Source organism: Streptomyces sp. NPDC046379 (genome assembly GCF_055587785.1).
This window is the reverse complement of record NZ_JBVJFP010000001.1, coordinates 122,128-145,465: the sequence shown is the minus strand read 5'-3', so window position 1 is coordinate 145,465 and position 23,338 is coordinate 122,128. Positions and strand designations below refer to the sequence as shown.

The 23,338-nt window shown below is 69.2% G+C and carries 22 protein-coding genes; 19 read left to right on the top strand and 3 right to left on the bottom strand.

Annotation, left to right across the window (positions count from 1 at the left end; all coding sequences use genetic code 11):
* Positions 1-115 precede the first annotated feature (115 nt).
* The 3 genes from ACZ6KF_RS00635 (at position 116) to ACZ6KF_RS00625 (ending at position 3,819) form a co-directional block, all read left to right on the top strand.
* Positions 116-1,861, top strand: a complete 1,746-nt coding sequence (locus tag ACZ6KF_RS00635) for an ATP-dependent nuclease (protein WP_469236601.1) — start codon at positions 116-118, stop codon at positions 1,859-1,861.
* A gap of 162 nt (positions 1,862-2,023) precedes the next feature.
* Positions 2,024-3,259 carry a helix-turn-helix domain-containing protein gene (locus ACZ6KF_RS00630; RefSeq protein WP_469236599.1) on the top strand — a complete coding sequence of 412 codons (1,236 nt, stop codon included), beginning with the start codon at positions 2,024-2,026 and terminating at the stop codon, positions 3,257-3,259.
* Between the two features lie 56 nt (positions 3,260-3,315).
* A complete protein-coding gene (locus ACZ6KF_RS00625; RefSeq protein ID WP_469236596.1) occupies positions 3,316-3,819 on the top strand; it encodes a flavoprotein in 504 nt (167 codons plus the stop codon).
* Between the two features lie 214 nt (positions 3,820-4,033).
* Here the strand turns inward: ACZ6KF_RS00625 and ACZ6KF_RS00620 are convergent, their stop codons facing one another.
* The gene (locus ACZ6KF_RS00620) at positions 4,034-4,429 is read right to left on the bottom strand and encodes a GntR family transcriptional regulator (protein ID WP_469236593.1); all 396 of its coding nucleotides are present in this window, start codon (positions 4,427-4,429) and stop codon (positions 4,034-4,036) included.
* Positions 4,430-4,943: 514 nt separating this feature from the next.
* Here ACZ6KF_RS00620 and ACZ6KF_RS00615 point away from each other — a divergent pair.
* From ACZ6KF_RS00615 to ACZ6KF_RS00560, 12 genes are all read left to right on the top strand, one after another.
* A complete protein-coding gene (locus ACZ6KF_RS00615) occupies positions 4,944-5,201 on the top strand; it encodes a DUF6284 family protein (RefSeq protein ID WP_469236591.1) in 258 nt (85 codons plus the stop codon).
* The gene (locus ACZ6KF_RS00610) at positions 5,198-5,731 is read left to right on the top strand and encodes a hypothetical protein (RefSeq protein ID WP_469236589.1); all 534 of its coding nucleotides are present in this window, start codon (positions 5,198-5,200) and stop codon (positions 5,729-5,731) included. Before ACZ6KF_RS00615 ends, ACZ6KF_RS00610 begins: the two co-directional genes overlap by 4 nt.
* Complete coding sequence (locus tag ACZ6KF_RS00605; RefSeq protein ID WP_469236586.1) at positions 5,728-6,735, top strand: DUF2637 domain-containing protein; 1,008 nt, start codon at positions 5,728-5,730, stop codon at positions 6,733-6,735. The genes ACZ6KF_RS00610 and ACZ6KF_RS00605 overlap by 4 nt, the downstream gene beginning before the upstream one ends.
* Complete coding sequence (locus tag ACZ6KF_RS00600) at positions 6,735-7,073, top strand: RRQRL motif-containing zinc-binding protein (RefSeq protein ID WP_469236584.1); 339 nt, start codon at positions 6,735-6,737, stop codon at positions 7,071-7,073. The genes ACZ6KF_RS00605 and ACZ6KF_RS00600 overlap by 1 nt, the downstream gene beginning before the upstream one ends.
* A 77-nt stretch (positions 7,074-7,150) precedes the next feature.
* Entirely contained in the window at positions 7,151-8,767 is a 1,617-nt protein-coding gene (locus ACZ6KF_RS00595) for a hypothetical protein (protein WP_469236582.1), read from the top strand.
* Between the two features lies 1 nt (position 8,768).
* A complete protein-coding gene (locus tag ACZ6KF_RS00590) occupies positions 8,769-10,889 on the top strand; it encodes a hypothetical protein (RefSeq protein WP_469236580.1) in 2,121 nt (706 codons plus the stop codon).
* A 221-nt stretch (positions 10,890-11,110) separates the two neighbouring features.
* The gene (locus ACZ6KF_RS00585) at positions 11,111-11,422 is read left to right on the top strand and encodes a hypothetical protein (protein ID WP_469236577.1); all 312 of its coding nucleotides are present in this window, start codon (positions 11,111-11,113) and stop codon (positions 11,420-11,422) included.
* Positions 11,423-11,511: 89 nt separating this feature from the next.
* The gene (locus ACZ6KF_RS00580) at positions 11,512-12,207 is read left to right on the top strand and encodes a class I SAM-dependent methyltransferase (RefSeq protein ID WP_469236575.1); all 696 of its coding nucleotides are present in this window, start codon (positions 11,512-11,514) and stop codon (positions 12,205-12,207) included.
* Positions 12,204-13,049: a bifunctional DNA primase/polymerase gene (locus ACZ6KF_RS00575; protein WP_469236573.1), complete on the top strand. Its 846-nt coding sequence runs from the start codon at positions 12,204-12,206 to the stop codon at positions 13,047-13,049. The genes ACZ6KF_RS00580 and ACZ6KF_RS00575 overlap by 4 nt, the downstream gene beginning before the upstream one ends.
* A 3-nt stretch (positions 13,050-13,052) precedes the next feature.
* Positions 13,053-14,531, top strand: a complete 1,479-nt coding sequence (locus ACZ6KF_RS00570; RefSeq protein ID WP_469236571.1) for an ATP-binding protein — start codon at positions 13,053-13,055, stop codon at positions 14,529-14,531.
* Between the two features lie 436 nt (positions 14,532-14,967).
* Positions 14,968-15,207 (top strand): helix-turn-helix transcriptional regulator, encoded by a 240-nt coding sequence (locus ACZ6KF_RS00565; protein ID WP_469236568.1) that lies wholly within the window; start codon positions 14,968-14,970, stop codon positions 15,205-15,207.
* Positions 15,208-15,285: 78 nt separating this feature from the next.
* The gene (locus ACZ6KF_RS00560) at positions 15,286-16,554 is read left to right on the top strand and encodes a tyrosine-type recombinase/integrase (RefSeq protein ID WP_469236566.1); all 1,269 of its coding nucleotides are present in this window, start codon (positions 15,286-15,288) and stop codon (positions 16,552-16,554) included.
* Between the two features lie 75 nt (positions 16,555-16,629).
* Here ACZ6KF_RS00560 and ACZ6KF_RS00555 read toward each other — a convergent pair whose 3' ends face one another.
* Complete coding sequence (locus ACZ6KF_RS00555) at positions 16,630-17,991, bottom strand: glutamine synthetase family protein (RefSeq protein WP_356631860.1); 1,362 nt, start codon at positions 17,989-17,991, stop codon at positions 16,630-16,632.
* A 387-nt stretch (positions 17,992-18,378) separates the two neighbouring features.
* Between ACZ6KF_RS00555 and ACZ6KF_RS00550 the strand changes: the two genes are divergently transcribed.
* The 4 genes from ACZ6KF_RS00550 to ACZ6KF_RS00535 all read left to right on the top strand — a co-directional run bounded on the left by ACZ6KF_RS00550 (position 18,379) and on the right by ACZ6KF_RS00535 (position 22,489).
* Positions 18,379-19,044 (top strand): DUF3105 domain-containing protein, encoded by a 666-nt coding sequence (locus ACZ6KF_RS00550; protein ID WP_356631858.1) that lies wholly within the window; start codon positions 18,379-18,381, stop codon positions 19,042-19,044.
* A gap of 14 nt (positions 19,045-19,058) precedes the next feature.
* A complete protein-coding gene (locus ACZ6KF_RS00545; RefSeq protein ID WP_356631856.1) occupies positions 19,059-19,688 on the top strand; it encodes a DUF305 domain-containing protein in 630 nt (209 codons plus the stop codon).
* Between the two features lie 184 nt (positions 19,689-19,872).
* Entirely contained in the window at positions 19,873-21,627 is a 1,755-nt protein-coding gene (locus ACZ6KF_RS00540; protein ID WP_469158065.1) for an NAD+ synthase, read from the top strand.
* Between the two features lie 502 nt (positions 21,628-22,129).
* A complete protein-coding gene (locus ACZ6KF_RS00535) occupies positions 22,130-22,489 on the top strand; it encodes a DUF805 domain-containing protein (protein WP_356631852.1) in 360 nt (119 codons plus the stop codon).
* A gap of 211 nt (positions 22,490-22,700) precedes the next feature.
* Here the strand turns inward: ACZ6KF_RS00535 and ACZ6KF_RS00530 are convergent, their stop codons facing one another.
* Positions 22,701-23,147 (bottom strand): VOC family protein, encoded by a 447-nt coding sequence (locus ACZ6KF_RS00530; RefSeq protein ID WP_469158066.1) that lies wholly within the window; start codon positions 23,145-23,147, stop codon positions 22,701-22,703.
* Positions 23,148-23,338: the final 191 nt, after the last annotated feature.

The window sequence follows — 23,338 nt, the reverse complement described above, 5'->3', positions numbered from 1 at the left end:
CGCTCCGGCCGTAGGCACGTGTCTCTCACTGAAACCCAGCACTCTCAGTGGGGGCGAGGCGCAACAATGAGGCTGTCACGCGACGGTCTATCGCACACCTAGGGAGCGGACACCGGTGAGCAGGATTCTTCTGGGCGGATTTGGTGTTTCTAATTTTCGCAGCTTCGGCTCGAATATGCAGCACGCAGGACCATTCGGAGAAGTTAATCTACTTGCCGGACAGAACAACTCCGGAAAGTCGAACTTCCTGCGAGCTGTTGCCAAAGTCCTAAAGGGACCAGGGAGGATTCCATTTGATGAACTGGACACACCAGAGAGTGCAGGAAGGGACGAATACTTCACTTACTCAATCCCTCTTGAAGTCACGCGCGAGCACATCAGAAGGGTGTTCCCTGGCCTGCCTGAGCAGCTCAACCAATCACATGCCGGAGCTTTTCTCCTAAAACTTCTCGAACATGATTCCCTCCACCCCGACGGCCGCAATGAAGCGTGGTTTCGATTCACGGCTGACCGGGTGCTCGATTCACGGCAATTGACAGAAATTGCCTCGCCTGATCTGTATGGGCAATCTGTCAGGGCCTCACGGGAATTGACCTCGGGGTGCACTGAAGGAAATCCTGTAACCGCGACCATCGAAAACATCAAGAATCTACTCCAAAGGCTCACAAGTCTACAGCAATCACAGTTTCCACCATGCGTGACAATCGAGGCTTTTAGGAAGATCACGCCTGCGGATGCGATGGATTCGTACGACGGAACGGGACTCTTGAGTAAGCTTCAGCAACTTCAAAACCCACCTGCAGCGTCGTACAGAGCCGACTCTGCCCGTTTTGCCGCCATCAATGATTTCTTGAGAAGTATTTTGGGGGACCCTGGCGCGAGGCTCGAAGTTCCATACGGAGCCCAGACAGTCAACGTCCACCACGATGGAAAAGTCCTGCCGCTTGAGCACCTTGGGACTGGAATCCACCAGGTCGTGATTCTGGCTGTTGCAGCTATGGTCCTAGAGAGAACCGTCATGTGCATCGAGGAGCCAGAGGTGCACATGCATCCCGAGTATCAGAGAAAGCTCATCAGGTACTTGTTTAGTCAAACCACAAACCAGTATCTGATCGCAACTCACTCTGCTCATCTCTTGGATTACAAGCGGTCCACCATTGTTCACGTAACTCACGACGGAAAACAGACCACACTGGAGCCGGCTACTACGCCGGCCGAGCTATCTGAAGTGTGCGCTGACCTCGGATACAGACCCTCGGACATCTTGCAAACAAACGCAATTATCTGGGTCGAGGGGCCATCTGATCGGATCTACCTGCGGCATTGGATTTCACAGGTAAAGCCTGATCTCATTGAAGGTCTACACTATTCGATCATGTTCTATGGAGGCCGACTACTGAATCACCTGACAGCTACTGATCATGAGGTGACAGACTTCATCGAGCTACGGAGACTTAACCGATATACTTCGATTGTCATCGACAGCGATAAAACGTCGTCACGGGCCAAGATTTCGGCCACGAAAAAACGTGTGATTGACGAGTTCGATAGAGACTCGACGACCGGATTTGCGTGGGTCACCGAGGGGTACACCATCGAAAACTATGTCTCGCCCGAGCGCATCGCCATGGCAGTAATCGAGATGCACCCTGGCGCTCCAAAACCCACATGGGATGGTGATCGGTGGTCTAACCCCCTTCTCCTTCGTAAGAGAACAGGAGAAGTGTTTCATCCCGACAAAAACAAGGTCGCGCGCTTCGTAGTCAGTGGCTGGAAAGAGCTTCCTGACCCCAAGTCCCATCTAGCGAAGCAGGTCGCTAAGATCATCAAATTCATCGAATCGGCAAACAACACTGCGTGACGCCCACCGTGGGACGTTAGGGACCCGGACAGTGTGTCCGGGTCCCTACTTCGTTAGTGCCCCAAGCTGTCGAGAACGAGTAAGAGCAGGCTAACTACCGGCCAGGCCAGGGGGCTCGGTACCGTGAACCGGGCCCCTACAACCAGCAGGAGGCAGCACGTAATGCGTGGTCTTGGAGATCACCTCAGCATCGGTGAGCGGATCGCGTTCTACCGGAAGCGTCGCGGCTACACGCAAGAGGTGCTGGCCGGACTGGTCGGCCGTAGCACTGACTGGCTGGCGAAAATCGAGACGGGGCGACGGAAGCCCCCACGCATCGACATGCTGGCCGAGCTCTCACGCATCCTGCGTGTGCCGCTAGGGGACTTGCTGGGCCAGACCGTTCTCATGGAGGACGAGAAGCAGCAGGACGACGTACCGGCCGTGCGCGACGCGCTCATGAGCCCGCGCCGGTTGTCTCGTCTGCTCTTCGGCCCTGAGGCTGAGGCGCAGCTCCCCATGCCGGCACCCGTAGCCGTGCGTGTGGAGCAGGCATGGAACGACTACCAGGGTGGGCGGCTCGGCAACGTCATCGCCGCACTCCCCGCGCTCCTCCAGACTGCGCAGGAGCTAGAGGAGCGAGCAGCGCGGCGTGGTGAGGACCGTAGCGACTGCTGGGCAGTGTCGGCCCGTACCCACCACCTCGCAGCAACGACCCTCGCAAAGATCGGCGAATCGGATATCTCATGGCTCGCTGCCGAGCGCGCTATGCGTGCCGCAGACGAGTCCGACGACCCACTCGTGCTGGCGTCCGCCGCACGGTCCGGCACACACGCTCTGCTGGCCAACGGCAGGTACGACGACGCGTTGGAGCTGGGCAACACGGCCGCCGCATGGCTCTCGTCTCAGGTGACCGACAACGACCCTGCGGCACTGAGTCTGCTGGGAATGATCCACCTGCGGGCCGCTGTCGCTGCGGCCCGCCACCAGGACCGGCCCACCGCTACCAACCTGTTGGATCGAGCCGAGGCACTCGCGGATGATCTCGGCTCGGATGAGAACTACTGGCAGACCGGCTTCGGACCCACGAACGTCCTTCTACACCGTCTGTCGGTTGAGCTGGATCTCGACAACGTGGCGTATGTGGTGGAACACGGCCGGATTGACGTCGACCACATGCCGCAGGAACGCAGCGTGTCGCACCGCATCGACTTCGCACGGGCCCTGTCGCTCAGCGGACGGGGTGATGAGGCGTTCGCGGAGCTACGCACGGCTGAGCGCACGTCGCCGCAGCTGGTACGCAACAATCCGAGGGTGCGTGAGACGCTGCGGGATCTGATCAAGCAATCTCCGGTGACCGGCGGCTCGCGATCGTCCGAGGTGTTCGTGATGGCGCAACGGTGCAGGGCGGTGCAGTGAGTTCAGGCAAGCGTGGGGTGCTTGGAGTCGTCGGGTCGGCGGCCGGAGGGGTAGAGGTGCTGCGCACCGGTCTGGTTGGGCCAGCGATGGAGCGCGGATGGAAGGTGGCCGTCACTTTGACGCCGACCGCAGGTCAGTGGCTGCGGATGAGCGGCGAGGTCAAGCATTTGGAGGAGTTGACCGGCCTTCCCGTACGCGATGAGCCGCGGCTACCTGGCGAGGCGAGACCGCACCCGCCGGTTGACTGCTACGCGGTAGCCCCCGCGTCGGCCAACATGGTGGCCAAGCTCGCCACGGGCCTGATGGACAACCAGGCGTTGACTCAGGTGGGCGAGGCGATTGGCACCATCGGGTTGCCTGTCGTCGTCTTCCCTCGGGTGAATGCGGCGCACGCCCGGCACCCGTCATGGCAGCACCACATCGACACGCTTCGGGCGGGGGGCGTGCACATCATCTACGGCCCGGATGTATGGCCGTTGTACGAGCCGCGCGAAGCGCCGGCGGCGCGTGAGCTCCCATGGGGGGCAGTGCTGGACGCTGTGGACGAAGTCACCACATGACGAGTGGGCAACCCTTCTGACTGCAAGAAAGAGGACCCGGACACTGTGTCCGGGTCCTCTGCTGTTCAGGGCTACATGCTCATTGGCATGCCAGGGATCAATGAGCGAAGCGGCGAGCTGGAAGGCATGACTCCTGCTGAACTCGCTTTCATCGAAGCGAGTTTGCGGGATGCGCGCCTCAAGGTCGAACGACTGCTGAGGCGCGCAGACGAACTCACGGCGACGGTGGAGTCTCGCTACCCACAAGCTGCTCAAGCCGGTCAAGCCGCTCCCCGAGCGAGCGGAGAGCGTCATGAATTGTGCTGAGCTCTGCGGCCAGAGCCGCGAAAGCGGGGCTGCTGCCCGGCTCGGTGCCAAGGGGCACCGCAGGATCACGGACGAACGTCCCACGTCCCTGCTGGGTAAGGACCAGCCCTTCGTCACGGAGTTGACCGTACGCGCTCTGGACGGTCATGAGCTGCACGCCAAGTTCCTTAGCGAGCGAGCGGGCAGCCGGGAGTCGGTCCCCCGGGTCGTACTCACGATTGCGGCCCGTCATCTTCTCGCGGAACTGCGCCGCGATCTCCTTGGCCGTCGGCGTGGGCTTGCGCGCTTCGGGGCTCTGATCCATACCCCGAGAGTAACCGGACCTAGGTCAATCTCTCACTCTTCTGTCGCACTCCCTTGACAGCCAGATTGACCTAGGTCAATCTGATGTCGGCACCGCGAGGCCCGAAGGGGCTGCACCGGCCGTGTCAGTGCCCGGATGCAAGGCCTGGATTCCGCACTGCGAAGAACTCAACAGAGTGCCGACCCAGCCACCTGAACACGGGTGGTCGATGGGTGCGGGTCACCACCCCGACGACCCATGTTGGGCCGGGTGACCTGCCCGGACCTGTCCTGCGGGGCAGATCCGGCCTCGCTTGATCCCACTTCCGACAGAACCTTCGCGGGGCAATCGTCGTCCCGCCTGAGCACCAGTGCTCACGGTCCCCGGCACCTGCGCAGTACGCGGCGTGCTGTGCCGGGGAGCCGTGGCCGCTCGTGCAGATCGAGAGGCTTTGTCCTAGACAGCGGGCGGCCCCGGGTCTAGCCACCCGGGGCCGCTGTTGGGGCCGTACCTACTGCTAGGGAGACACGACCCAATGAGCCACATCGTCACTGTTCAGGAAGCTGTTACCGCCTTCGCCGACTGGAAGGAGCCGACGGACGCGGAGCTGGACGCGATCGAGCTGGAGATGCCCGCGATCCTCGCGGACGTCGACCTGGTCGACGCGGAGATCGCCGCGCTGGAGACCCGGCCGGCCGAGCTGGACGCCCGCCGGATCCGCCGGGCCCGCCGCAAGGCGCTGGCCACGCGCGTGGTGCTGGCCAACCGCGCCGGCCGCGGGGAGGCGGCGTGATCCGCATTATCACCGCCGGCCGTATCTCCCGGCTGGAGCAGGACGCCGACCAGGCCCGCGACCGTGCGCGGGACGTACAGGCGCAGGCGGATGCAGCGTGGGGCCGCCACGTGCGGGAGCTGTACGCCGTCACCGACCGCGCCGAGCGGGCGGAGGCGGCCACGTCCGAGGTGGGCGCGATCCTCGCACGGGCCATGGAGGAGCTGTCCGTCGCGCAGCAGGAGCTGCTGCTGAAGGACATCGAGATTCGCCGACTGCGTCAGGAGCTGCAGCGCGGGCCGGTGGAGGGCGACACGCTGACGGTGCTGTTGCACTACGGCGAGCCGCACACCGTCTACGTCTCCCGCGAGGACGCCTACGCCGACACGGCCACGCACGGGGTGCCCGCCGGCACCGCGTGGGTGCCCGCGGGTGAACGTCCCGCGTCGGCGTCCAAGTGGTGCATCGCGGCGTTCATCTACGACGCCGACTGCAAGGGGTTCCACCGGGCGTTCACGCCCGCTCCGGAGCCGGTTGGGGGTGCGGCGTGAACAGTGTTCAGACGCGTTCAGCGGAGCGCGCCCTGTCGGGCGGCACATGGCTGATCGTGTGCGGGGCCATGCTCTACTCCATCCTCACCGTCACGCCGTTGATGGCCGCGCACACGGCAGAGGAGTGGGACTGGACGGCGCCGATCCTGCCGCTCGTGGTGGACGCCGCCGTGGTCATCGTGGTCAAACTCGATGACGTACTGGCCCGCCTCGGAGGGCACGGCGGCCGATGGCCCGTCGTACTGCGGTGGATGACCGGGCTCATGACCCTCGCCCTCAACACCGCCGACTCCGCACTGAAGAAGGACCTGGTCGGCGTAGCTGTCCATGCGGTGGCGCCGCTGCTGCTGATCGTCACCGCAGAGACCAGCCTCGCCTACCGCCGTGCCATCGCCGCCGCTGTGACGGCGCTGGAGGAGCAGCAGCGGGCCGAGCGGGAGCGGCGCGAGCAGGCGGCGCGCGAGCGTGCCGCGCAGGCCCGTGCAGAAGCCCGGGAGGAGCGCGAGCACGCCGCGCAGTTGGAGCGTGAACGGCGTGAGCACGAGGCGGCTCTCGCCCGCGAGCAGGCCGAGCGGGAGGAGCGGCAGCGGCGCGAGGAGCGGGAAGCGCGGGAGCGGGCGGAGGCCGTGGCGCGGGCCGAGCGTGAACGCCGTGAACGCGAGCGTGAACAGCGTGAGCAGGAGCGTGAACGGGCCGAGCGGGAAGCCGCTGAGCGCCGTGCCCGCGAGCGGGCCGAGCGGGAAGCGCGTGAACGCCGTGAACACCAGGAGCGTCAGGAGCGGGCCGAGCGTGAACGCGCTGCCCTGCTGGCGCGTGGGCCGGCCACCGGCAAGCTTCCCGAGGACGAAGCCCGGCAGATTGTGGCCGCCGCGTTCGGCGCGGAGTTGTCCGTGCGCTCGGCTGCGGAGCTGTGCGGCTGGTCGGTGGGGTGGGTGTCCGCCCGCTACGCCGAGCACCGCGACCCCGGTGCCGGTGGTGCCCAACTGGCCATTGCGAGCAACTGATGGCTGCGATCCCCGTCTACCGGTGGCGGCTCGCCCCGGACGGTTTGGCCACGCGCCGCCAGCTGCGCGCGCTCGGGCTGCGGCCCGGTGGTCAGGACGTCGTCGCGCAGGTCGAACGCCCCCGCCGACGGCGTGAACCGCTGGTCGCCTACCTCTACTCGATCGAGCAGGCCAAGCCCGTTCGGCCGATGACCCCTGCGAAGCGGGCGGCGCTGGCCAAGGCGAATGCCGCCCGGCGGATCTGCCCCGAGTGCGGGCGGGATGCCGGATACGTGATCCCGCCGTCGCTCGGGATGTGCGCCCCGTGTGCCTTCCCCGAGGAACAGCGCGCCGCATAAGCCCTGTTGGCAGGCCCGGCCAGATCGCCTCCTACAGCCCTGGCCGGGCCCTACTCCCCTGAAGGAGTGCTCACAGCATGACGGAACTCAGCACCGAGCCGGTAGCCATCCCGGCCCCCGCACCGCCCCCGCCGCCCGCACCCGCGCCGGTTGAGCAGGCCCCGGCCGAGACGGGACTCGGGCACACGCCCGGCGGCTGGCCGGTTGTCCCGCTCGCCCTGGCCGGGGCGAACAGCACCGTGGGCATGGTCGCCACCGCCGCCCTGGCCGGCGGCCCGATCGCCGCGATGGTGGCCGCGACCGGCGCCGTGGTCCTCGGCACCGTGGCCGGCACCCGCAGCCGCAAGACCAACGCGCGCAAGGAAGCCCGCCGCGCCGCCGCCCGCACGGCCGGCCGGTCCGCCGCCCGCAGCGCGGGGCCGCGCCGCACCGGAGCAGGAACGGCCGGCAGCAGCCGAGCCGGGAGCAGCCGTTCGGCCGGCTCGCGCTCCGGTCGCGTCGGTGGCAAGTCGGGCCACGGGCCCGGCCAGCACCGCCGCGGAGCAGGCACGACCGCCCGCCACAGCGGCACCGCCGCCAGCACAGCCGGGAAGACTCGCAGCAAGGCCGGTGAGGGCACGTCCAAGCACGCGTCCGGTGCCGTGGGGAAGGCTGCGGGCAAGGTGGGGCAGGTCAAGGCCCTGCGCCGGTCCGCGCAGCAGGCCGCGCCCGGTTCCCGGGCCGGACAGCGGGCGCAGACCACCGCGGCACGCCGCGCGGTCGCGGACGCCCGCCGCAACGCCAAGGCCCGCACCACCGCCAGCGGCGCCGGGCAAACCAACCGCGCCGGACGCCGCGGCGGACTGGGTGGGCGGATGCTCGGTGGTGCCGTCCGTAAGGCCCGCGCCGTGCGGGATGCGGCGGTCGCCAAGAACCGTGCTCAGCGCGACGCCAAGACCGCCGGCACCGTCACCGCCCAGCGCGCCGCGGTCCGTAAGGCGCCGGCCCGGCGGGCGGCGCGGCAGGCGTTGCGCAGGTCTGCGGCCCGATTTCACGGCCGGCGCCTGCTTGCTGCCTTGCTCGCCCTCCCGCTCGGGCTGCTTGGCCTGGTCACCACGCCTATCGGGCGCAAGTTCGATATTCCGTGGCTGATGTACCCCGGCCGTCGCCTGTTCTGGCGCATCGTCCGCGCCGCCACCGAGCAGCGCGCCCACCGCGACGCGGCGATCCGCCAGGAGCAGGCCGAGCAGGAAGCCGCCGCCGACGCGGAGGCCACCGCGGACGGGGCCGACGGCATCACCGACAGCGTCGAGCGTCCCGCATCCACCGTCCCCACCAGCACGAACACCCCGTCGACCGAGGGAGAGAACGTGTCCGGTTTCCGTTTTGAAGAGGCCGCTGAGGAAATGGAGCAGGCCGCCAACTCCTACGAGCCCGAGAGCGCCATGGAGATCCTGGCCATGGTCGAGGGACTGCCCGCCGCGCTGACCAGCGTGGCGAACGTGATGAAGATCCTCGCCGAGCGGTCCGACTCGGAGTTCCCGCTGGAGAAGGAAGTCGCGGACGGCTTCAACGACATCTTCGGCGCCCTGATGAGCGCCGTCGCCGTCGCCGAGGACATGGGCCCGCTGTTCCGCCAGGCCCACGAGCAGGACATCGCCCGCCACGAGGACCCCCGCAACGGCCACGAGGCCGAGAAGGGCTGGAACGTCTGAGATGAGTAGCACCGCCACCGCTAAGCAGCAGGCGAGCAGTGGCCCGGTGCTGGACTGGGCGGCCGGTCACGGACCCGTGACCGGCGCCCTGTCCGCCACCACCGGAGCCTTCGCCGTCGCCACCACCGGCGCCGCCACCCACATGCCGCCCGGCTGGGCCCTCGCCGTGGGTGCGGCCGGCGCCCTCGGACACACCGTCGTCGGCCTGCGGGTGCGCAACGCCGGCCGGACGCTTGCCACCCGCGCCGCCTCCTGGCTGGTCGGCGCCGGATGGACCACCTGGGCCATGACCCACGGCCCGCTCACCTGGGCCGCCCTCGGCTCCCTGGCCACCATGGGCGTCGGCATCGGCGCCGCCGCTCGATCGGCCGCCCTGTTCGAGGAAGCCCGCGAGGAGGAAGCCATCGCGGCTGAACAGCGGGAGATTGCGCGGGAGCTGTCTGCGGAGCGGCGGGCGATCGCCGCGGAGTGGGTGGAGCGGATCCAGCGGATCTGCTCGATCAGCGTGCGCGTGATCGGAGTGGAGATGTGGCCGACCGGCGCAGGCTACTCCCTGGACCTGGAACCGCAGGGCGGCATCACCTACGACCGGATCGCGCAGTACTCGGTGGCCCTGTCGGCGGACGCGCGGCTGCCGCACGGCTGCACCGCCAGTGCCGGGCCCGGGATCCACCAGGGCCGCACGATTATGGACGTGACCACGGTCAACGTCCTCAAAGAGGACTGCCCCTACCCGGAGGACTACGGGCCCCTGTCGGTCCTGTCCGGCATCCCGTGGGGGGTGCGCACCAACGGGGAGATCGTCTCCGCCTACCTGCGCGAGCAGTGCGCACTCGTGGTCGGCCCGACGGGGTCGGGCAAGACGAACATGGTGCACACGATCCTCGCCGGGTTCGCCCGCGCGCAGGACGTGCTCACCTGGGTCATCGACCTCAACGCCGGCAGCGCGGGCCTGCCCTGGGTCCTGCCCGCCCTCAACGGCGAGCTGACCAGCCAGGACGGCAAGCCCGTCCGGCCCGGGGTGGACTGGCTCGCCTCCTCCTACGAGGAAGCGGTGCTGATGCTCGATGCCGCGCTGGCCATCGGCCTGCACCGCAAGATGGCGTATCAGGAGCTGCTGGCCAAGGCGAACACGGACCTGCTCCCCATCAGCGCCAGCATTCCGCAGATCGTGCTCGTCATCGACGAGGGCGCGGAGATTCTGGTCAGCACCGACCGGCAGATGAAGCAGCTCGCCAAGAAGATCCTGGAAGTCATCCGGATGCTGCGCGCCATGGGGATCCGTACCGTGCTCACCGCGCTCGGTGCCACCGGCAGCGTGCTGGGCAACCTGATGATCCGCCGGGAGGGCAAGGTCCGCGTCGCCCTGACCGGCGGGGAGACCGAGGGCATGGACCTGGGCAAGATGTTCCCCGGCCGGCGCGGACTGCGCGTCGACCAGGCCCCCTACAAGGGATCCGGGTTCATGGGCACCCCCGAGTCGCCGGCCGCGCTGTTCAAGTCCTGGCGGATCCTGCCCAACCAGATCCGCGACATCACCGTCGCCACCTCCGACCGGCACCCCCGCCTGGACGACGTGTCCGCCAAGGCCGCCGGGCCCGCCTACGCCCGCCGCTGGGACGCCGAACGCACCGCATGGATGCGCGACCTCACCCCCACTGACGCCGACCACGGCAACGACTCCGACATCGGGTCGGGCGGGCTGAACCTGACCGCCCTGCGCGAGAGCCAGGCGGAGCAGGTGACGCCCGAAGACGAGATGCTGCGCAAGTTCCGGGAGCAGATCGACGCCCAGTTCGGCACCGCCCCCGAACCGCAGACCCCCACAGGGAGCGACGGGCCGCCGGCCGCGGGCGGGCTGAACCTGTCGGCGCTGCGAGGCGAGCAGGACAGCCCCGCACAGCAGGCCGCCCTCGCGCTGCTGCTCGCCGCCGGCCGTGAGGGCACCGGAGCCTCCGCGATCGCCCGGGCGCTCGCCGATGAGCACGGCACGTCCCGTCAGACGGTTGTCGGCTGGCTGCGGGACTGGGTGAAGGACGGCACCGCCGTCCGCGTCGGTGAGGGCACCAAGGCCCGCTACGTCCACCGCCAGCACGCCCCCGAACCACCCCCGGAGGGCTGACCGCTTGTCGCTTGTCGCCCCCGCCAGTACACACGCCGCCACCGGCTCTCTGGGGCGTGGAAACGGCTTGTGACCTGCAAGGCGACAAGCGACAAGACAAGACAAGCGACAAGCGCGCGACAAGGCAGACGACAAGCCACGCGACAAGCACACCCATCCATCCGAGCGGACCCGCACCACCTCATGGTGCGGGCCTGCGGCTCACACGAGGGAGCCCCGTCATGGACCACCGCACGCCGCCGGGGAACATCGCCCCGCACATACCCGCCGGCGCCTACCGCCGCGCGCAGGCCACCGGACAGCCCGTCGTCATCGTCGTCCACGACACCCACCCGGCCGGCGTCCCCTGGCGCCGGGTCCTGATCCCGTTCGCGATTGCCGGGGCGGTCGTGGCCGGAGGCTGGGGACTGGTCGCCTGCCTGTGCCTCCTGCTCGACGCCGCGGCCCACACCGCCACCGTCATAGCGGGCGCCGCCGGCCCGATCGGCATCGGCGGCATCACCCTCAAGCTCGCCCGCGGCAAGACCACCTAGATACGCCCGGGGCGACCGCCCCTCTCGCCAAAGATGCGCGGTCGCCCCGGCCAACCAGCCCACTACAGACCCGTTGGAGGTCTCCCAGCATGACGCAACCCACCGCCTTCCGGCGAGTGCGCGGCCGACGCCCGCGCTTACTGGACCTGTACTGCTGCCAGGGCGGCGCCGCTAAGGGCTACGACGACGCCGGGTTCGACGTGACCGGCGTCGACAAGGACCCGCAGCCCCGCTACCCGTACCGGTTCGTGCAGGCGGACGCCATCGCGTTCGTCCTCGAACACGGCGCCGCGTTCGACTTCATCCACGCCTCCCCGCCCTGCCAGCACGACACCGACTGCCAGCGCATCCGGGGCAACGACCACCCCGACCTGATCGCCCCCACCCGCACGGCGCTGGAGGCGACCGGGCGTCCGTGGGTGATGGAGAACGTGGGCGGTGCGGTGCCCAAGCTGCGCAAGCCGGTGATGCTGTGCGGGCAGATGTTCGGCCTGGCCAACTACCGGCACCGGTTCTTCGAGACCGGCGGCGGCTTCACCCTCACCCAGCCGGACCACCCCGCACACACCGTCCCGCAGGCCAAGATGGGCCGCCCCGTCCCGCCCGGCCACTACGGCCAGTTCGTCGGCAACTTCTCCGGTGTCGACCTCGCCCGCCGCGTACTCGGGGTGCCCTGGATGAACCGCGACGGCATCCGCGAATGCATCCCACCCGCCTACACCCGGCACATCGGCCGCGCGGCCCTCACCCAGCTCGTCACGCCCGGTCTGGAGGTGGCGGCATGAGCACGATGCCCGAAGCCCTGCGGACCGCTCTGCCCCTGGCGGCATCCGGTGTGCCGGTGCTGCCGCTGCGGGCGGGCAAGAAGCCGTTCGGCAACTGCCGGCGGTGTGCGGGCAACGTGTGCGGCGGCCGGCCGAACATGAAGACCGCCGGCGCGTGCCGGTGCCCCGGCGTCTGCCACGCGTGGGCCGCCGCCACCACCGACCCGGACGTCCTCACCTCCCCGGCCTGGTCGGCCGCGTGGCGGCGGGCCGTCTGCGTGGCCTACCACCCGGGCGCGGCCGGGCTGACCGTGGTCGACCTGGACGACGTGGCGGCCGTCGACTGGGCCCGCGCCCACCTGCCCGCCACCCGCACCGTGACCACGACGCGCGGACAGCACTGGATCTACCGGGGCACCATGACCTCCCACAACGCCGTGCGGCCCGGTGTCGACGTCAAGTCGTCCATGGCCTACGCCCGCTACCTCGGCCCCGGCACCGGCCCCATGACCGACCTGCCCGACACCGTCCGCGCCCTGGCCGCGAAAACTCTGCCCCCCTCCCGCCCGGTGGCCCCGGCCGCCGTGCCCGCACGGTCCGGGAACGGCGAGTGCCCGCACCGCACGCCCGCCTACCTGGAGCGCGGGATCACGATGGCCGTGCAGCAGATCACCGAGGCGCGCAGCGCGGTGCACGCGACGGTGTACCGGACGTTCCTGGCCGTGCTGTCCCGGCACGGCCGCTGCGGATGCCTCACCGACGCCCATGTCTCCCGGCTGTTCGCCGCCGCTCAGGCCAAGGGCGAGACCGTCCGGCACTGCACGGACGCGTGGACCAACGCACGCACCACGTTGGGACTGTGACCCATGCCGGACGACGACAAGACCCCCGCGCGCGACGTCATCACCGACTACGCGCAATCGCACTTCCGGTACTTCCGCACCGCTGACGGGACCGTGTACGCGCAGCGCAACGGCCACCCCGTCGCCCGCCCGATCCGCTCGCAGGGCACCACGGGAAGCCACCGCCAGGAACTCATGGTCGGCCTCTACCGCGACGGACTCGGCGTCTTCAACGGCACCGCACTGAAGGAAGCACTCGACTTGATCGAAGCACTTGCGCTGACCGAGGACGTGCAGCCCGTCCACATCCGCGTAGCCCTCGGACTGGACGGCGCGACGTGGCTGGACCTGGGCCGCGACGACGGACGCTCCGTCCGCATCCATCCCACCGGCTGGGACATCCGCGTCCCCGACCCGCAGGAAGTGTGCTGGCGGCGCACCCAGCTCACCGGGGAACTGCCCCTGCCGGCCAAGGACACCAACGGCAAGGGCATCGACGCCCTACTGAGGCTGTGCAACTTCGCCAACGCCGAGACCGAATGCCTGGCCATCGCCTGGCTGATCGGCTGTCTGGGGCCCACGGTGCCCGTCCCGGCACCGTTCCTGACCGGGCCGCAGGGTGCGGGCAAGTCGACCGGCGGGCGGATGCTCGTGCGGGTCATCGAGGGGATGAGCGGCGACCTGCGCCGCGCGCCGAAGGACGAGGAGAACCTGATCGCGGCCGTGGCGGCCGGATGGGTCACCGCCCTGGACAACCTCTCCCACCTCGCCCCCGACCTGTCGGACGCGATGTGCTGCATCGTCACCGGAGCCGAGACCGTCAAGCGCGCCCTCTACACCGACGGCGACGTGGTCCGCGCCCGCTACCGCCGCCCTCTGCTCCTGACCGGTATCGACGTGGGAGTGATCCGGCCCGACCTCGCCGAACGGCTCCTTCCGCTGCGGCTCGAGCGGCCCAAGGTCCGCCGCACCGAGGCGGAGTTGTGGGCGGAGTACGCCGAGGCACTCCCCGTCATTCTCGGCTCCCTGCTCGACCTGACCGTGCAGGTGCGCGCAGCGGAGGCGGAGATCCCGACCGATCTGCGCATGGCCGACTTCGCGCGCCTGTGCGCGCAGTTCGACGCGGCCACCGGTCTGGGAGCTCTCGCCGCCTACCGGGCCAGCCTGGACGACCTCAACGACGACGTCATCGAGGGCGATCTGCTGGCACAGACCGTGCTCAAGCATGCCGCCGGCCTCGAACCGGGCACCGAGCAGCGGATGACCTCGACCGAGTGGCTTCACTGCCTCACCGGCCTCTACACGGGCGAGGACTGCCGTCCCCTGCCCAAAGGCTGGCCCACCACCGGCAAGGTCCTCTCGGACCGTCTCAAGCGCCTTCAGCCCACCCTCGCCGCCCGCGGCGTCCTCATCGACTGGGGACGCACCCGCACGGCCCGCTACATCGAAATGACCCGGACGCCCGACGGACCGCCCCCGCCCGAGCAGGAAGCGGCCTTCTGACCGCGCGGCACCGCCGGCCGGACAAGCAAGAGGAGCACCCAGCGGCACCGCGTGCTCCTCTTGCTGTTCGGCGGCCACGCCGCCGCCGATGGACGCGCCGCGAAGCGGCTCCTTCTTCATCCTCTGAGCCGCGCAACACAACAGACACCCCTTTCCTTGTCCGAAGGAAAGAGACGCTGCGTCACCTGTGGCACCCGCCGACCGAAAGCGGTCTGTGACCTGCCGTGACAGGGGTGACGCAGACGGACGGCGGCTGCGTCATCCCGCGTCACCTGCGTCACCCCGTGACGAGGCCCTGTGTCACCCGATGACGCGCCCCGCCCTCTCTGTGTCACACAAAGCAGCAGGTCACAGCCCTAGGTGACAGAGATGGCGCAGTGACGCAGAAATCCGCACCTCGGACAGACACGGCCCTGCTCTCCCGCTTGGAGCTCCCATGGCAAAGCCGACAGATGCGGACCCCCGCGCCACTCTCCGAGGCGGCCTCCCCGACCGGTACCTCACCCCCGACGACATCGCCGAGATGTTCGAAGTGCCCCTGGAGACCGTCTACCAGTGGCGCAAGAAGCGCACCGGCCCCCGCGGCTTCCGCATCGGCAAACACCTGCGCTACGACCCCGCCGACGTACGGGCCTACGTCGACCAGCGCAAGCACGCCGAAACCGCCGCCGCATAACCGAACACCCACCCCACGGCAGGGAGAGCCGCCTCGGGGCGGTACTCCCTGCCGCATGTCGAGAGGACTCACTGCCTGATGGCAGGCCACATCCAAGACCGGTGGTACAAGACTGAACCTGACGTCGCCGGCAAGCCCCGCCGTGTACGCACCGACCGCTACGGCACGGGAATGCGCTACCGCGCCCGCTACATCGGCCCCGACGGAACAGAGAAAAGCAAATCGTTCCCCGACGGACAGAAGCGATTGGCCGATCAATGGCTCGCCCACATTGAGGCGGACATGTCTCGCGGGCAGTACGTGGACCCGGCCGCGAGCCGAGTGACCTTCCGGCAGTACGCCGAGAAGTGGCTGAACACGCAGACCACCGACATGACTACACGAGAGTCGGTGGAGTCTGCGATCCGTGGCCACGCGATCCCCTACCTCGGACCGCGACCGCTCGGCTCGTTCAAACCCGAACACATCCGGGATTGGCTCAGCGAACTGGAACGGGCTGTCCCTGCGTCGTCCTACCGGCGCGTGATCTACAACAACGTTTCCACGATTCTCAACGCGGCCGTGGACGACGGTCACCTGTCGAAGAACCCGTGCCATGCGCAATCCGTGCGTCCGCCTGCTGCGGGCACTGGCCGCGTTGTTCCGTGGACCCCAGAGCGGGTCTTCACCGTGCGAGCAGCGCTCCCGGAGCGATACCGCGCGACGGTCGACCTCGGAGGTGGATGCGGGCTCCGACAAGGGGAAATCTTCGGGTTGCCCGTCGATGCCATCGGATTCGACTCCGGATGGCTGCACATTGCAAACCAGGTGAAGGTGACGAAAGACGGTCTCGTGTTCGGCCCACCGAAGCGGAACAAGATCCGCGACGTTCCGTTGCCGGACCGCGTGGCGCACATCCTCAAGCAACACATGGAGGCGTTTCCCCCAGTAGAGATCACCCTGCCGTGGCTCCGGGCGGACGGTCCGCCCGTGACGAAACGGCTGCTGTTCACTCGCCTCGACGGCGCGGGTGCGGTTCGGCGTACCGACTTCAACGACCGTGTGTGGAAGCCTGCGCTCGTGGCCGCTGGCGTGATTCCCGCGCCGAAGCCGGGCGAGCGTCATCAGGCGGCCCGTGAACACGGCATGCACGCGCTCAGGCACTTCTACGCCTCCGTTCTGCTGGACGCCGGCGAGAACATCAAAGCCCTGAGTCACTACCTCGGCCACAACGATCCGGGGTTCACGCTCCGCGTCTACACGCACCTCATGCCGAGCAGCGATGCCCGCGCCCGGAAGGCCGTGGACGGTATGTATGAGGGCACCGATCCAGCGCCCGACGGCCCAGAGACGGCCCAAGGGGAGTGAGACGCGCCGGGGCCGACGGTCTGTGACCGTCGGCCCCGCCCGCCAACTCGGCGGGAAACAAGCTCTGACCTGCGCCTACAGCACCGGCAGGTTCTTCCGCAGCTCGAACGCCGTCACCTCGGAGCGGTACTCGTACCACTCCTGGCGCTTGTTGCGGAGGAAGAAGTCGAAGACGTGCTCGCCCAGGGTCTCCGCGACCAGGTCGCTGCGCTCCATCAGGGTCAGGGCCTCGCCGAGGTTCTGGGGGAGGGGCTCGATGCCCATCGCGCGGCGTTCGGCGTCGGAGAGGGCCCAGACGTCGTCCTCGGCGCCCGGCGGAAGTTCGTAGCCCTCCTCGATGCCCTTGAGGCCGGCGGCCAGCAGGACGGCGTAGGAGAGGTAGGGGTTGGCGCCGGAGTCCAGCGAGCGGACCTCCACGCGGGCGGAGCCGGTCTTGCCGGGCTTGTACATGGGGACGCGGACCAGGGCCGAGCGGTTGTTGTGGCCCCAGCAGATGTACGACGGGGCCTCGCCGCCCGCGCCGGCCGTGCGCTCGGAGCCGCCCCAGATGCGCTTGTAGGAGTTGACCCACTGGTTGGTGACCGCGGAGATCTCCCCCGCGTGCCGCAGCAGGCCCGCGATGAAGGAGCGGCCGACCTTGGAGAGCTGGTACTCGGCGCCGGACTCGTAGAACGCGTTGCGGTCGCCCTCGAAGAGGGAGAGGTGGGTGTGCATGCCGGAGCCGGGGTGCTCGGAGAACGGTTTCGGCATGAACGTCGCCTGGAGGTTCTGCTCCAGCGCCACCTGCTTCATGACCAGGCGGAACGTCATCACGTTGTCCGCGGTCGACAGCGCGTCGGCGTAGCGCAGATCGATCTCCTGCTGGCCGGGCGCGCCCTCGTGGTGGGAGAACTCGACCGAGATGCCCATCGACTCCAGCATGGTGATCGCCTGGCGGCGGAAGTCCATGCCGACGTTGGTGGGGGTGTGGTCGAAGTAGCCGGAGTTGTCGGCGGGGGTGGGCACCGAGCCGTCGACCGGCTTGTTCTTCAGCAGGAAGAACTCGATCTCGGGGTGGGTGTAGAAGGTGAAGCCCAGGTCGGAGGCGCGGGCCAGAGCGCGCTTGAGGACGTAGCGCGGGTCGGCGAAGGACGGGGAGCCGTCCGGCATGAGGATGTCGCAGAACATACGGGCCGTGCCCGGGGTCTCCGCACGCCACGGCAGTATCTGGAACGTCGACGGATCCGGCTTGGCGATCATGTCCGACTCGTACACGCGGGCGAATCCCTCGATGGCGGAGCCGTCGAAGCCGATGCCCTCGTCGAACGCCTGCTCCAGCTCGGCCGGGGCCACGGCCACCGACTTGAGGAAGCCCAGCACGTCCGTGAACCACAGGCGTACGAACCGGATGTCGCGCTCCTCCAACGTACGGAGCACGAACTCCTGCTGCTTGTCCATCTTCCGCTTCCCCATCCTTGCTGGTCAGGCCGCCTGTCTCCCGCGCGCGGGAGGCGGTCGGGCACCTGAGCATCCCACCACAACACCATTTCACGCGCGTTGCGGACCCCGATCGCCCGGCCGACCCCGGACTGAACGCCTCGCGTACGGCAGGTGTCCCGCTGTCGGCGGCGCCGGCCGCCGCGTCACCGCTGTCACGGCTGTCCTGCCTCCATCTTGCCTGCCGGCACCGGCTTCCGTAATGCCGGGCCGGGCCCCGTGGCAGTGATCGGGCCATTTCAGGGAGGGTTTCATGGTCGGTTCCCGCCGCCTCTCTACGAGATCACCCATCTGCGGCACTACGATCAGCAAACCCGACCGTCCTCCTTCCCCAGAAGGGCCAGCCCCATGGGTTCCGCCAAGAACAAGCAGAGCAGTGCGGCGCGCAAGGCGCGCATAGAGGAGATGCGGCGCGCGGAGCGTGCCCGCGAGCGCCGCAGCAGAATCCTCACCATCACGGCCAGCGCGGTGATCGTCGTCGGCCTCGTCGTCGGCGGCGTGGTGCTGGTGAAGACCCAGTCCGACGACTCCGACACCGCGACCGACTCCAAGACCACCGGCAAGCTGGTGGCCGGAGCGGACGGCGTGAGCAAGTGGGAGGGCGAGCTCTCCCGGACCCACGTCAGCAAGGACGTGAAGTACTCGGTGGAGCCCCCGGTCGGCGGCGACCACAACCAGGTGTGGATGAACTGCAACGGCGACGTCTACACCGACGACATACCGAACGTGAACGCCGTGCACTCCCTGGAGCACGGCGCGGTCTGGGTCACGTACACCGACAAGGCCGACAAGGCCGACGTCGACGCCCTGGCGGAGAAGGTCAAGAAGACTCCGTACACCCTCATGAGCCCCAACGAGGAGCAGAAGGACCCGATCATGCTCACCGCCTGGGGCCACCAGCGCACGGTGACCGGCGCGGACGACCCGAACGTGGACAAGTTCCTGGAGAAGTTCGTCCAGGGCGAGCAGACGCCCGAGAAGGGCGCCGCCTGCACCGGCGGACTGTCCAAGTGAGGCGAGTGGGACAGGTGAGGCAGGCGCAGGCCGGCTGGATCGCGGGCGCCGCGGCGGCGCTGCTGGTGGGCGTCGGCGGGATCACGTACGCCGTCGCCCAGGACGGCGGCGCCGACGACGGCGTGCCGACGGCCGACTCCGCCGACGCCGGCTTCGCCCGCGACATGTCGGTGCACCACCAGCAGGCGGTGGAGATGTCGTACATCGTGCGCGACCGCACCGACGACGAGGAGATACGGCGGCTCGCGTACGACATCGGGCAGACGCAGGCCAACCAGCGCGGCATGATGCTGGGCTGGCTGGACCTGTGGGGTCTGCCGAAGGTGTCCGCCGACCCGCCGATGACCTGGATGGACATGGGCGACGCGCCCACCAAGGGCGACGGCGCGTTCATGCCCGGGATGGCGACCAACGACGAGATGGAGCGGCTGGGCAGGCTCAGCGGGCGGGCCGCCGAGGTGTTCTACCTCCAGCTGATGACCGAGCACCACAAGGGCGGCGTCCACATGGCCGAGGCCTGCGTCGAGAGGTGCGCGGTCCCGGTGCAGAAGCAGCTGGCCCGGGGCATGGTCGAGGGCCAGGAGTCGGAGATCGACCTGATGGCGGGGATGCTCGAGGAGCGCGGCGCAACGGAGCGGCCCTAACGGCGGCGCCGAGGGGCCGTCGCAGGGCCGCTCCCTCCGAGGGGCCGTCGCAGGTCCGCTCCCGCCGCGGCGCGGTGCAACGGCCGCTCCCGCCGCGGCGCGGCCGCACGGCCGCCCCCGGTCGCGTGGTGCGCGCCACATCCCCGCACCCCCATCGCGTCGCTTTGACGATTACACTGATCCCGTGCCTCAACTACGCCTCGCACTGAACCAGATCGACGCGCGCGTCGGCGACCTCGCCGGGAACGCCGAGACGATCCTCCGCTGGACCCGGCACTCCGCCGAGCGGGGAGCGCATCTCGTGGCGTTCCCGGAGATGGCGCTGACCGGGTATCCGGTGGAGGACCTCGCCCTGCGCTCCTCCTTCGTCGAGGCGTCCCGCGCGGCCCTGCGCTCACTCGCCGCCCGGCTCGCCGAGGAGGGCTTCGGGGAGCTGCCGGTGATCGTCGGCTACCTCGACCGCAGCGACCGGGCCCAGCCCCGCTACGGCCAGCCGCCGGGCGCCCCGCAGAACGCGGGCGCGGTGCTGTACCGCGGCGAGGTCGCCCTCACCTACGCCAAGCACCACCTGCCCAACTACGGCGTCTTCGACGAGTTCCGCTACTTCGTCCCCGGCGACACCATGCCCGTGGTGCGGCTGCACGGCGTCGACGTGGCCCTTGCCATCTGTGAGGACCTCTGGCAGGACGGCGGCCGGGTGCCCGCCGCGCGGTCGGCCAGGGCCGGGCTGCTGCTCTCCATCAACGCCTCGCCCTATGAGCGCGACAAGGACGACACCCGGCTGGAACTGGTGCGCAAGCGCGCCCAGGAGGCCGGCTGCACCACCGCCTACCTGGCCATGACGGGCGGCCAGGACGAGCTGGTGTTCGACGGCGACTCGATCGTCGTGGACCCGGACGGCGAGGTCGTCGCGCGGGCGCCGCAGTTCGCCGAGACCTGCCTCGTGCTGGACCTGGACCTGCCGGCCGCACTTCCGGACGCGCCGAAGGGCGTCGTGGACGACGGACTGCGCATCGACCGGCTGGTGCTGTCCGAGGAGCCGCTGCCGGCGTACGAGCCCGAGCACGCCGGCGCGTACGCGGACCGCCTGGACGACGACGAGGAGATGTACTCGGCGCTGGTCGTGGGCCTGCGCGCGTACGTGGCGAAGAACGGTTTCCGCTCCGTGCTGATCGGTCTGTCCGGCGGCATCGACTCGGCGCTGGTCGCGGCGATCGCCTGCGACGCGGTGGGCGCGGAGAACGTGTACGGCGTGTCCATGCCGTCGAAGTACTCCTCGGAGCACTCCCGGAGCGACGCCGCGGAGCTGGCCCGGCGGACCGGGCTGAACTTCCGCACCGTGTCCATCGAGCCGATGTTCGACGCCTACATGGGGTCGCTGGGCCTGACCGGCCTCGCGGAGGAGAACCTCCAGTCCCGGCTGCGCGGCACGCTGCTGATGGCCATCTCCAACCAGGAGGGCCACATCGTCCTGGCTCCCGGCAACAAGTCCGAGCTGGCGGTGGGCTACTCCACGCTGTACGGCGACTCGGTAGGCGCGTACGGCCCGATCAAGGACGTGTACAAGACGTCGGTGTTCCGGCTCGCCCAGTGGCGCAACCGGGCGGCGGCCGAGCGCGGCCAGACCCCGCCGATCCCGGAGAACTCCCTGACCAAGCCGCCGAGCGCCGAGCTGCGCCCGGGCCAGGTGGACACCGACTCCCTGCCGGACTACCCCGTCCTGGACGCCATCCTCGAGCGTTACGTCGACCGCGACGAGGGCGCGGACACCATCGTGGCCGCCGGGTTCGACGCCGCGCTCGTCACGAAGACGCTGCGGATGGTCGACACGGCCGAGTACAAGCGGCGCCAGTACCCGCCGGGGACGAAGATCTCCCCGAAGGGCTTCGGCAAGGACCGGCGGCTGCCGATCACCAACGGGTGGCGGGAGACGGCGTAGAGGGCCTGGTCGGGCGCACAGCCGCCGCCGCGATCGGGCGGCGGCGGTGCGCCGCCCCCGTCGGGTGGGCCGGCCAGGCAGGGCCGGGGCCCGCACTCCAGGCGGTCGGCGTCGAGCGGTCGGCGCAGAGTGCACCGCGTCCCACCGGCAGGGGACCACGGCGCCGTCGCGGGCGGACGGCGCTCCTTCGCGCAGGGGACCTGGCCGAGATCCGGCCCTGAGCCGCCCGGCGGTGGAGGCCCGTCGCCCGCCGATGAGGTCCGGCGGCCGGGCGATGAGGTCCGGCGCCCCGGCGACTTCACCCGGGTGTACCGGGCTGTTCCTCGGGCGATCCGTCTACCTCGGGGTGAAACCGGCCGAAACCGGCTCCGGTCGGGCCGATCATGGTCACCGATCGGCCGCTGAGCGGTAACTTTTTGACCGGTGCACAACAGGCCATCTACATTCCGCTGGCCTGATCCTTTCGGACGGCCCCACCGCTCACTCCCCAGGGGGACCACCCATGCACTGGTACGTAGACGTTCTCAAGAAGTACGCCACCTTCAGCGGCCGCGCCCGCCGCAAGGAATACTGGATGTTCACGCTCATCAACACGGTGATCTACGCCGCGCTGCTGGCGCTGGACTTCGGCCTCCTCGGCCTGGGCTTCATCGCCCCGCTCTACATGGTGGCCGTCCTGGTCCCGACCCTGGCCGTGCTGGTGCGCCGCCTGCACGACACCGGCCGCTCCGGCTGGTGGTTCTTCATCAGCTTCGTCCCGCTGGTCGGCGGCATCGTCCTGCTGGTCTTCACGGTCAGCGACAGCAAGCCGGAGGCCAACGAGTACGGCTTCAACCCCAAGGCCGTCCCCGCCACCGTCTGACGCCGTCCCCGTCCCCGCACCACCCACCGGCCCGACGCCTCCCCAGGCGCCGGGCCGGCGGCGTTCGTGACGGGGCCGCGCTCCGTATCCGGCGGCGTCAGGCGCCGGGCCGCGGGCGACGAACGCCGGTGCCACCCCCAACCTGCGGGCTTCCGCACCGTCCGGCCGGTCGGCTGCGGGCCTGACCGCTTCCGGGGCCGCGCCGTGACGGCTACGGCCGACCGCCCGCCAGGTCCGACAGCACCTTGTACAGCGGCTCCGCAGCCCGGCGGCGGTACTCCTGGATCGCCCAGCCGTTGCCGTCCGGGTCCTTGAAGTAGAGGAACGTCGCTCCGTCGTCGGGGGCGTAGCGGACGGGGTCGGAGACGTCCAGACCGCGCCCCGCCAGTTCCGCGTGGGCCGCCTCGATGTCGGCGACGCACAGCTGGAGGCCCTGGTAGGAGCCCGGTTCGGGGCGGGGAGCGCCGGTCATGTCCCAGATGCCGTCGCCCAGGGCGATCGAGCAGCCCGAGCCGGGAGGGGTCAGCTGGACGATGCGCATGCCCGGCATGACCTCCTGGTCGATGTCCACGTGGAAGCCGACCTTGTCGCGGTAGAAGTCGCGGGCCCGGTCGATGTCGCTCACCGGCAGTGGGATCACTTCGAGCGTGTAGTCCATCGGCTCGGCCTCCGTCGGTCACGGTCACGGTCATGGTCACGGTCACGGTCATGGTCACGGGCAGGAATGCGCACGGGCCATGGGACTCGTACGGGCCCGGCCTGACCGGGCCGGCAGGCCCCGCCCCGCTCGCTTCCACCGAAGCGGAAAACCGCTCCCCGCGCCACCGTGGACACGCCCCGTCCACCCCC

Bases quoted from the DNA above. Each gene is read 5' to 3' on its own strand.
- ACZ6KF_RS00630 (WP_469236599.1), top strand. From the start codon at position 2,024: ATGCGTGGTCTTGGAGATCACCTCAGCATCGGTGAGCGGATCGCGTTC.
- ACZ6KF_RS00620 (WP_469236593.1), bottom strand. From the start codon at position 4,429: ATGGATCAGAGCCCCGAAGCGCGCAAGCCCACGCCGACGGCCAAGGAG.
- ACZ6KF_RS00615 (WP_469236591.1), top strand. From the start codon at position 4,944: ATGAGCCACATCGTCACTGTTCAGGAAGCTGTTACCGCCTTCGCCGAC.
- ACZ6KF_RS00600 (WP_469236584.1), top strand. From the start codon at position 6,735: ATGGCTGCGATCCCCGTCTACCGGTGGCGGCTCGCCCCGGACGGTTTG.
- ACZ6KF_RS00595 (WP_469236582.1), top strand. From the start codon at position 7,151: ATGACGGAACTCAGCACCGAGCCGGTAGCCATCCCGGCCCCCGCACCG.
- ACZ6KF_RS00590 (WP_469236580.1), top strand. From the start codon at position 8,769: ATGAGTAGCACCGCCACCGCTAAGCAGCAGGCGAGCAGTGGCCCGGTG.
- ACZ6KF_RS00585 (WP_469236577.1), top strand. From the start codon at position 11,111: ATGGACCACCGCACGCCGCCGGGGAACATCGCCCCGCACATACCCGCC.
- ACZ6KF_RS00580 (WP_469236575.1), top strand. From the start codon at position 11,512: ATGACGCAACCCACCGCCTTCCGGCGAGTGCGCGGCCGACGCCCGCGC.
- ACZ6KF_RS00575 (WP_469236573.1), top strand. From the start codon at position 12,204: ATGAGCACGATGCCCGAAGCCCTGCGGACCGCTCTGCCCCTGGCGGCA.
- ACZ6KF_RS00570 (WP_469236571.1), top strand. From the start codon at position 13,053: ATGCCGGACGACGACAAGACCCCCGCGCGCGACGTCATCACCGACTAC.
- ACZ6KF_RS00565 (WP_469236568.1), top strand. From the start codon at position 14,968: ATGGCAAAGCCGACAGATGCGGACCCCCGCGCCACTCTCCGAGGCGGC.
- ACZ6KF_RS00560 (WP_469236566.1), top strand. From the start codon at position 15,286: ATGGCAGGCCACATCCAAGACCGGTGGTACAAGACTGAACCTGACGTC.
- ACZ6KF_RS00555 (WP_356631860.1), bottom strand. From the start codon at position 17,991: ATGGACAAGCAGCAGGAGTTCGTGCTCCGTACGTTGGAGGAGCGCGAC.
- ACZ6KF_RS00550 (WP_356631858.1), top strand. From the start codon at position 18,379: ATGGGTTCCGCCAAGAACAAGCAGAGCAGTGCGGCGCGCAAGGCGCGC.
- ACZ6KF_RS00535 (WP_356631852.1), top strand. From the start codon at position 22,130: ATGCACTGGTACGTAGACGTTCTCAAGAAGTACGCCACCTTCAGCGGC.
- ACZ6KF_RS00530 (WP_469158066.1), bottom strand. From the start codon at position 23,147: ATGGACTACACGCTCGAAGTGATCCCACTGCCGGTGAGCGACATCGAC.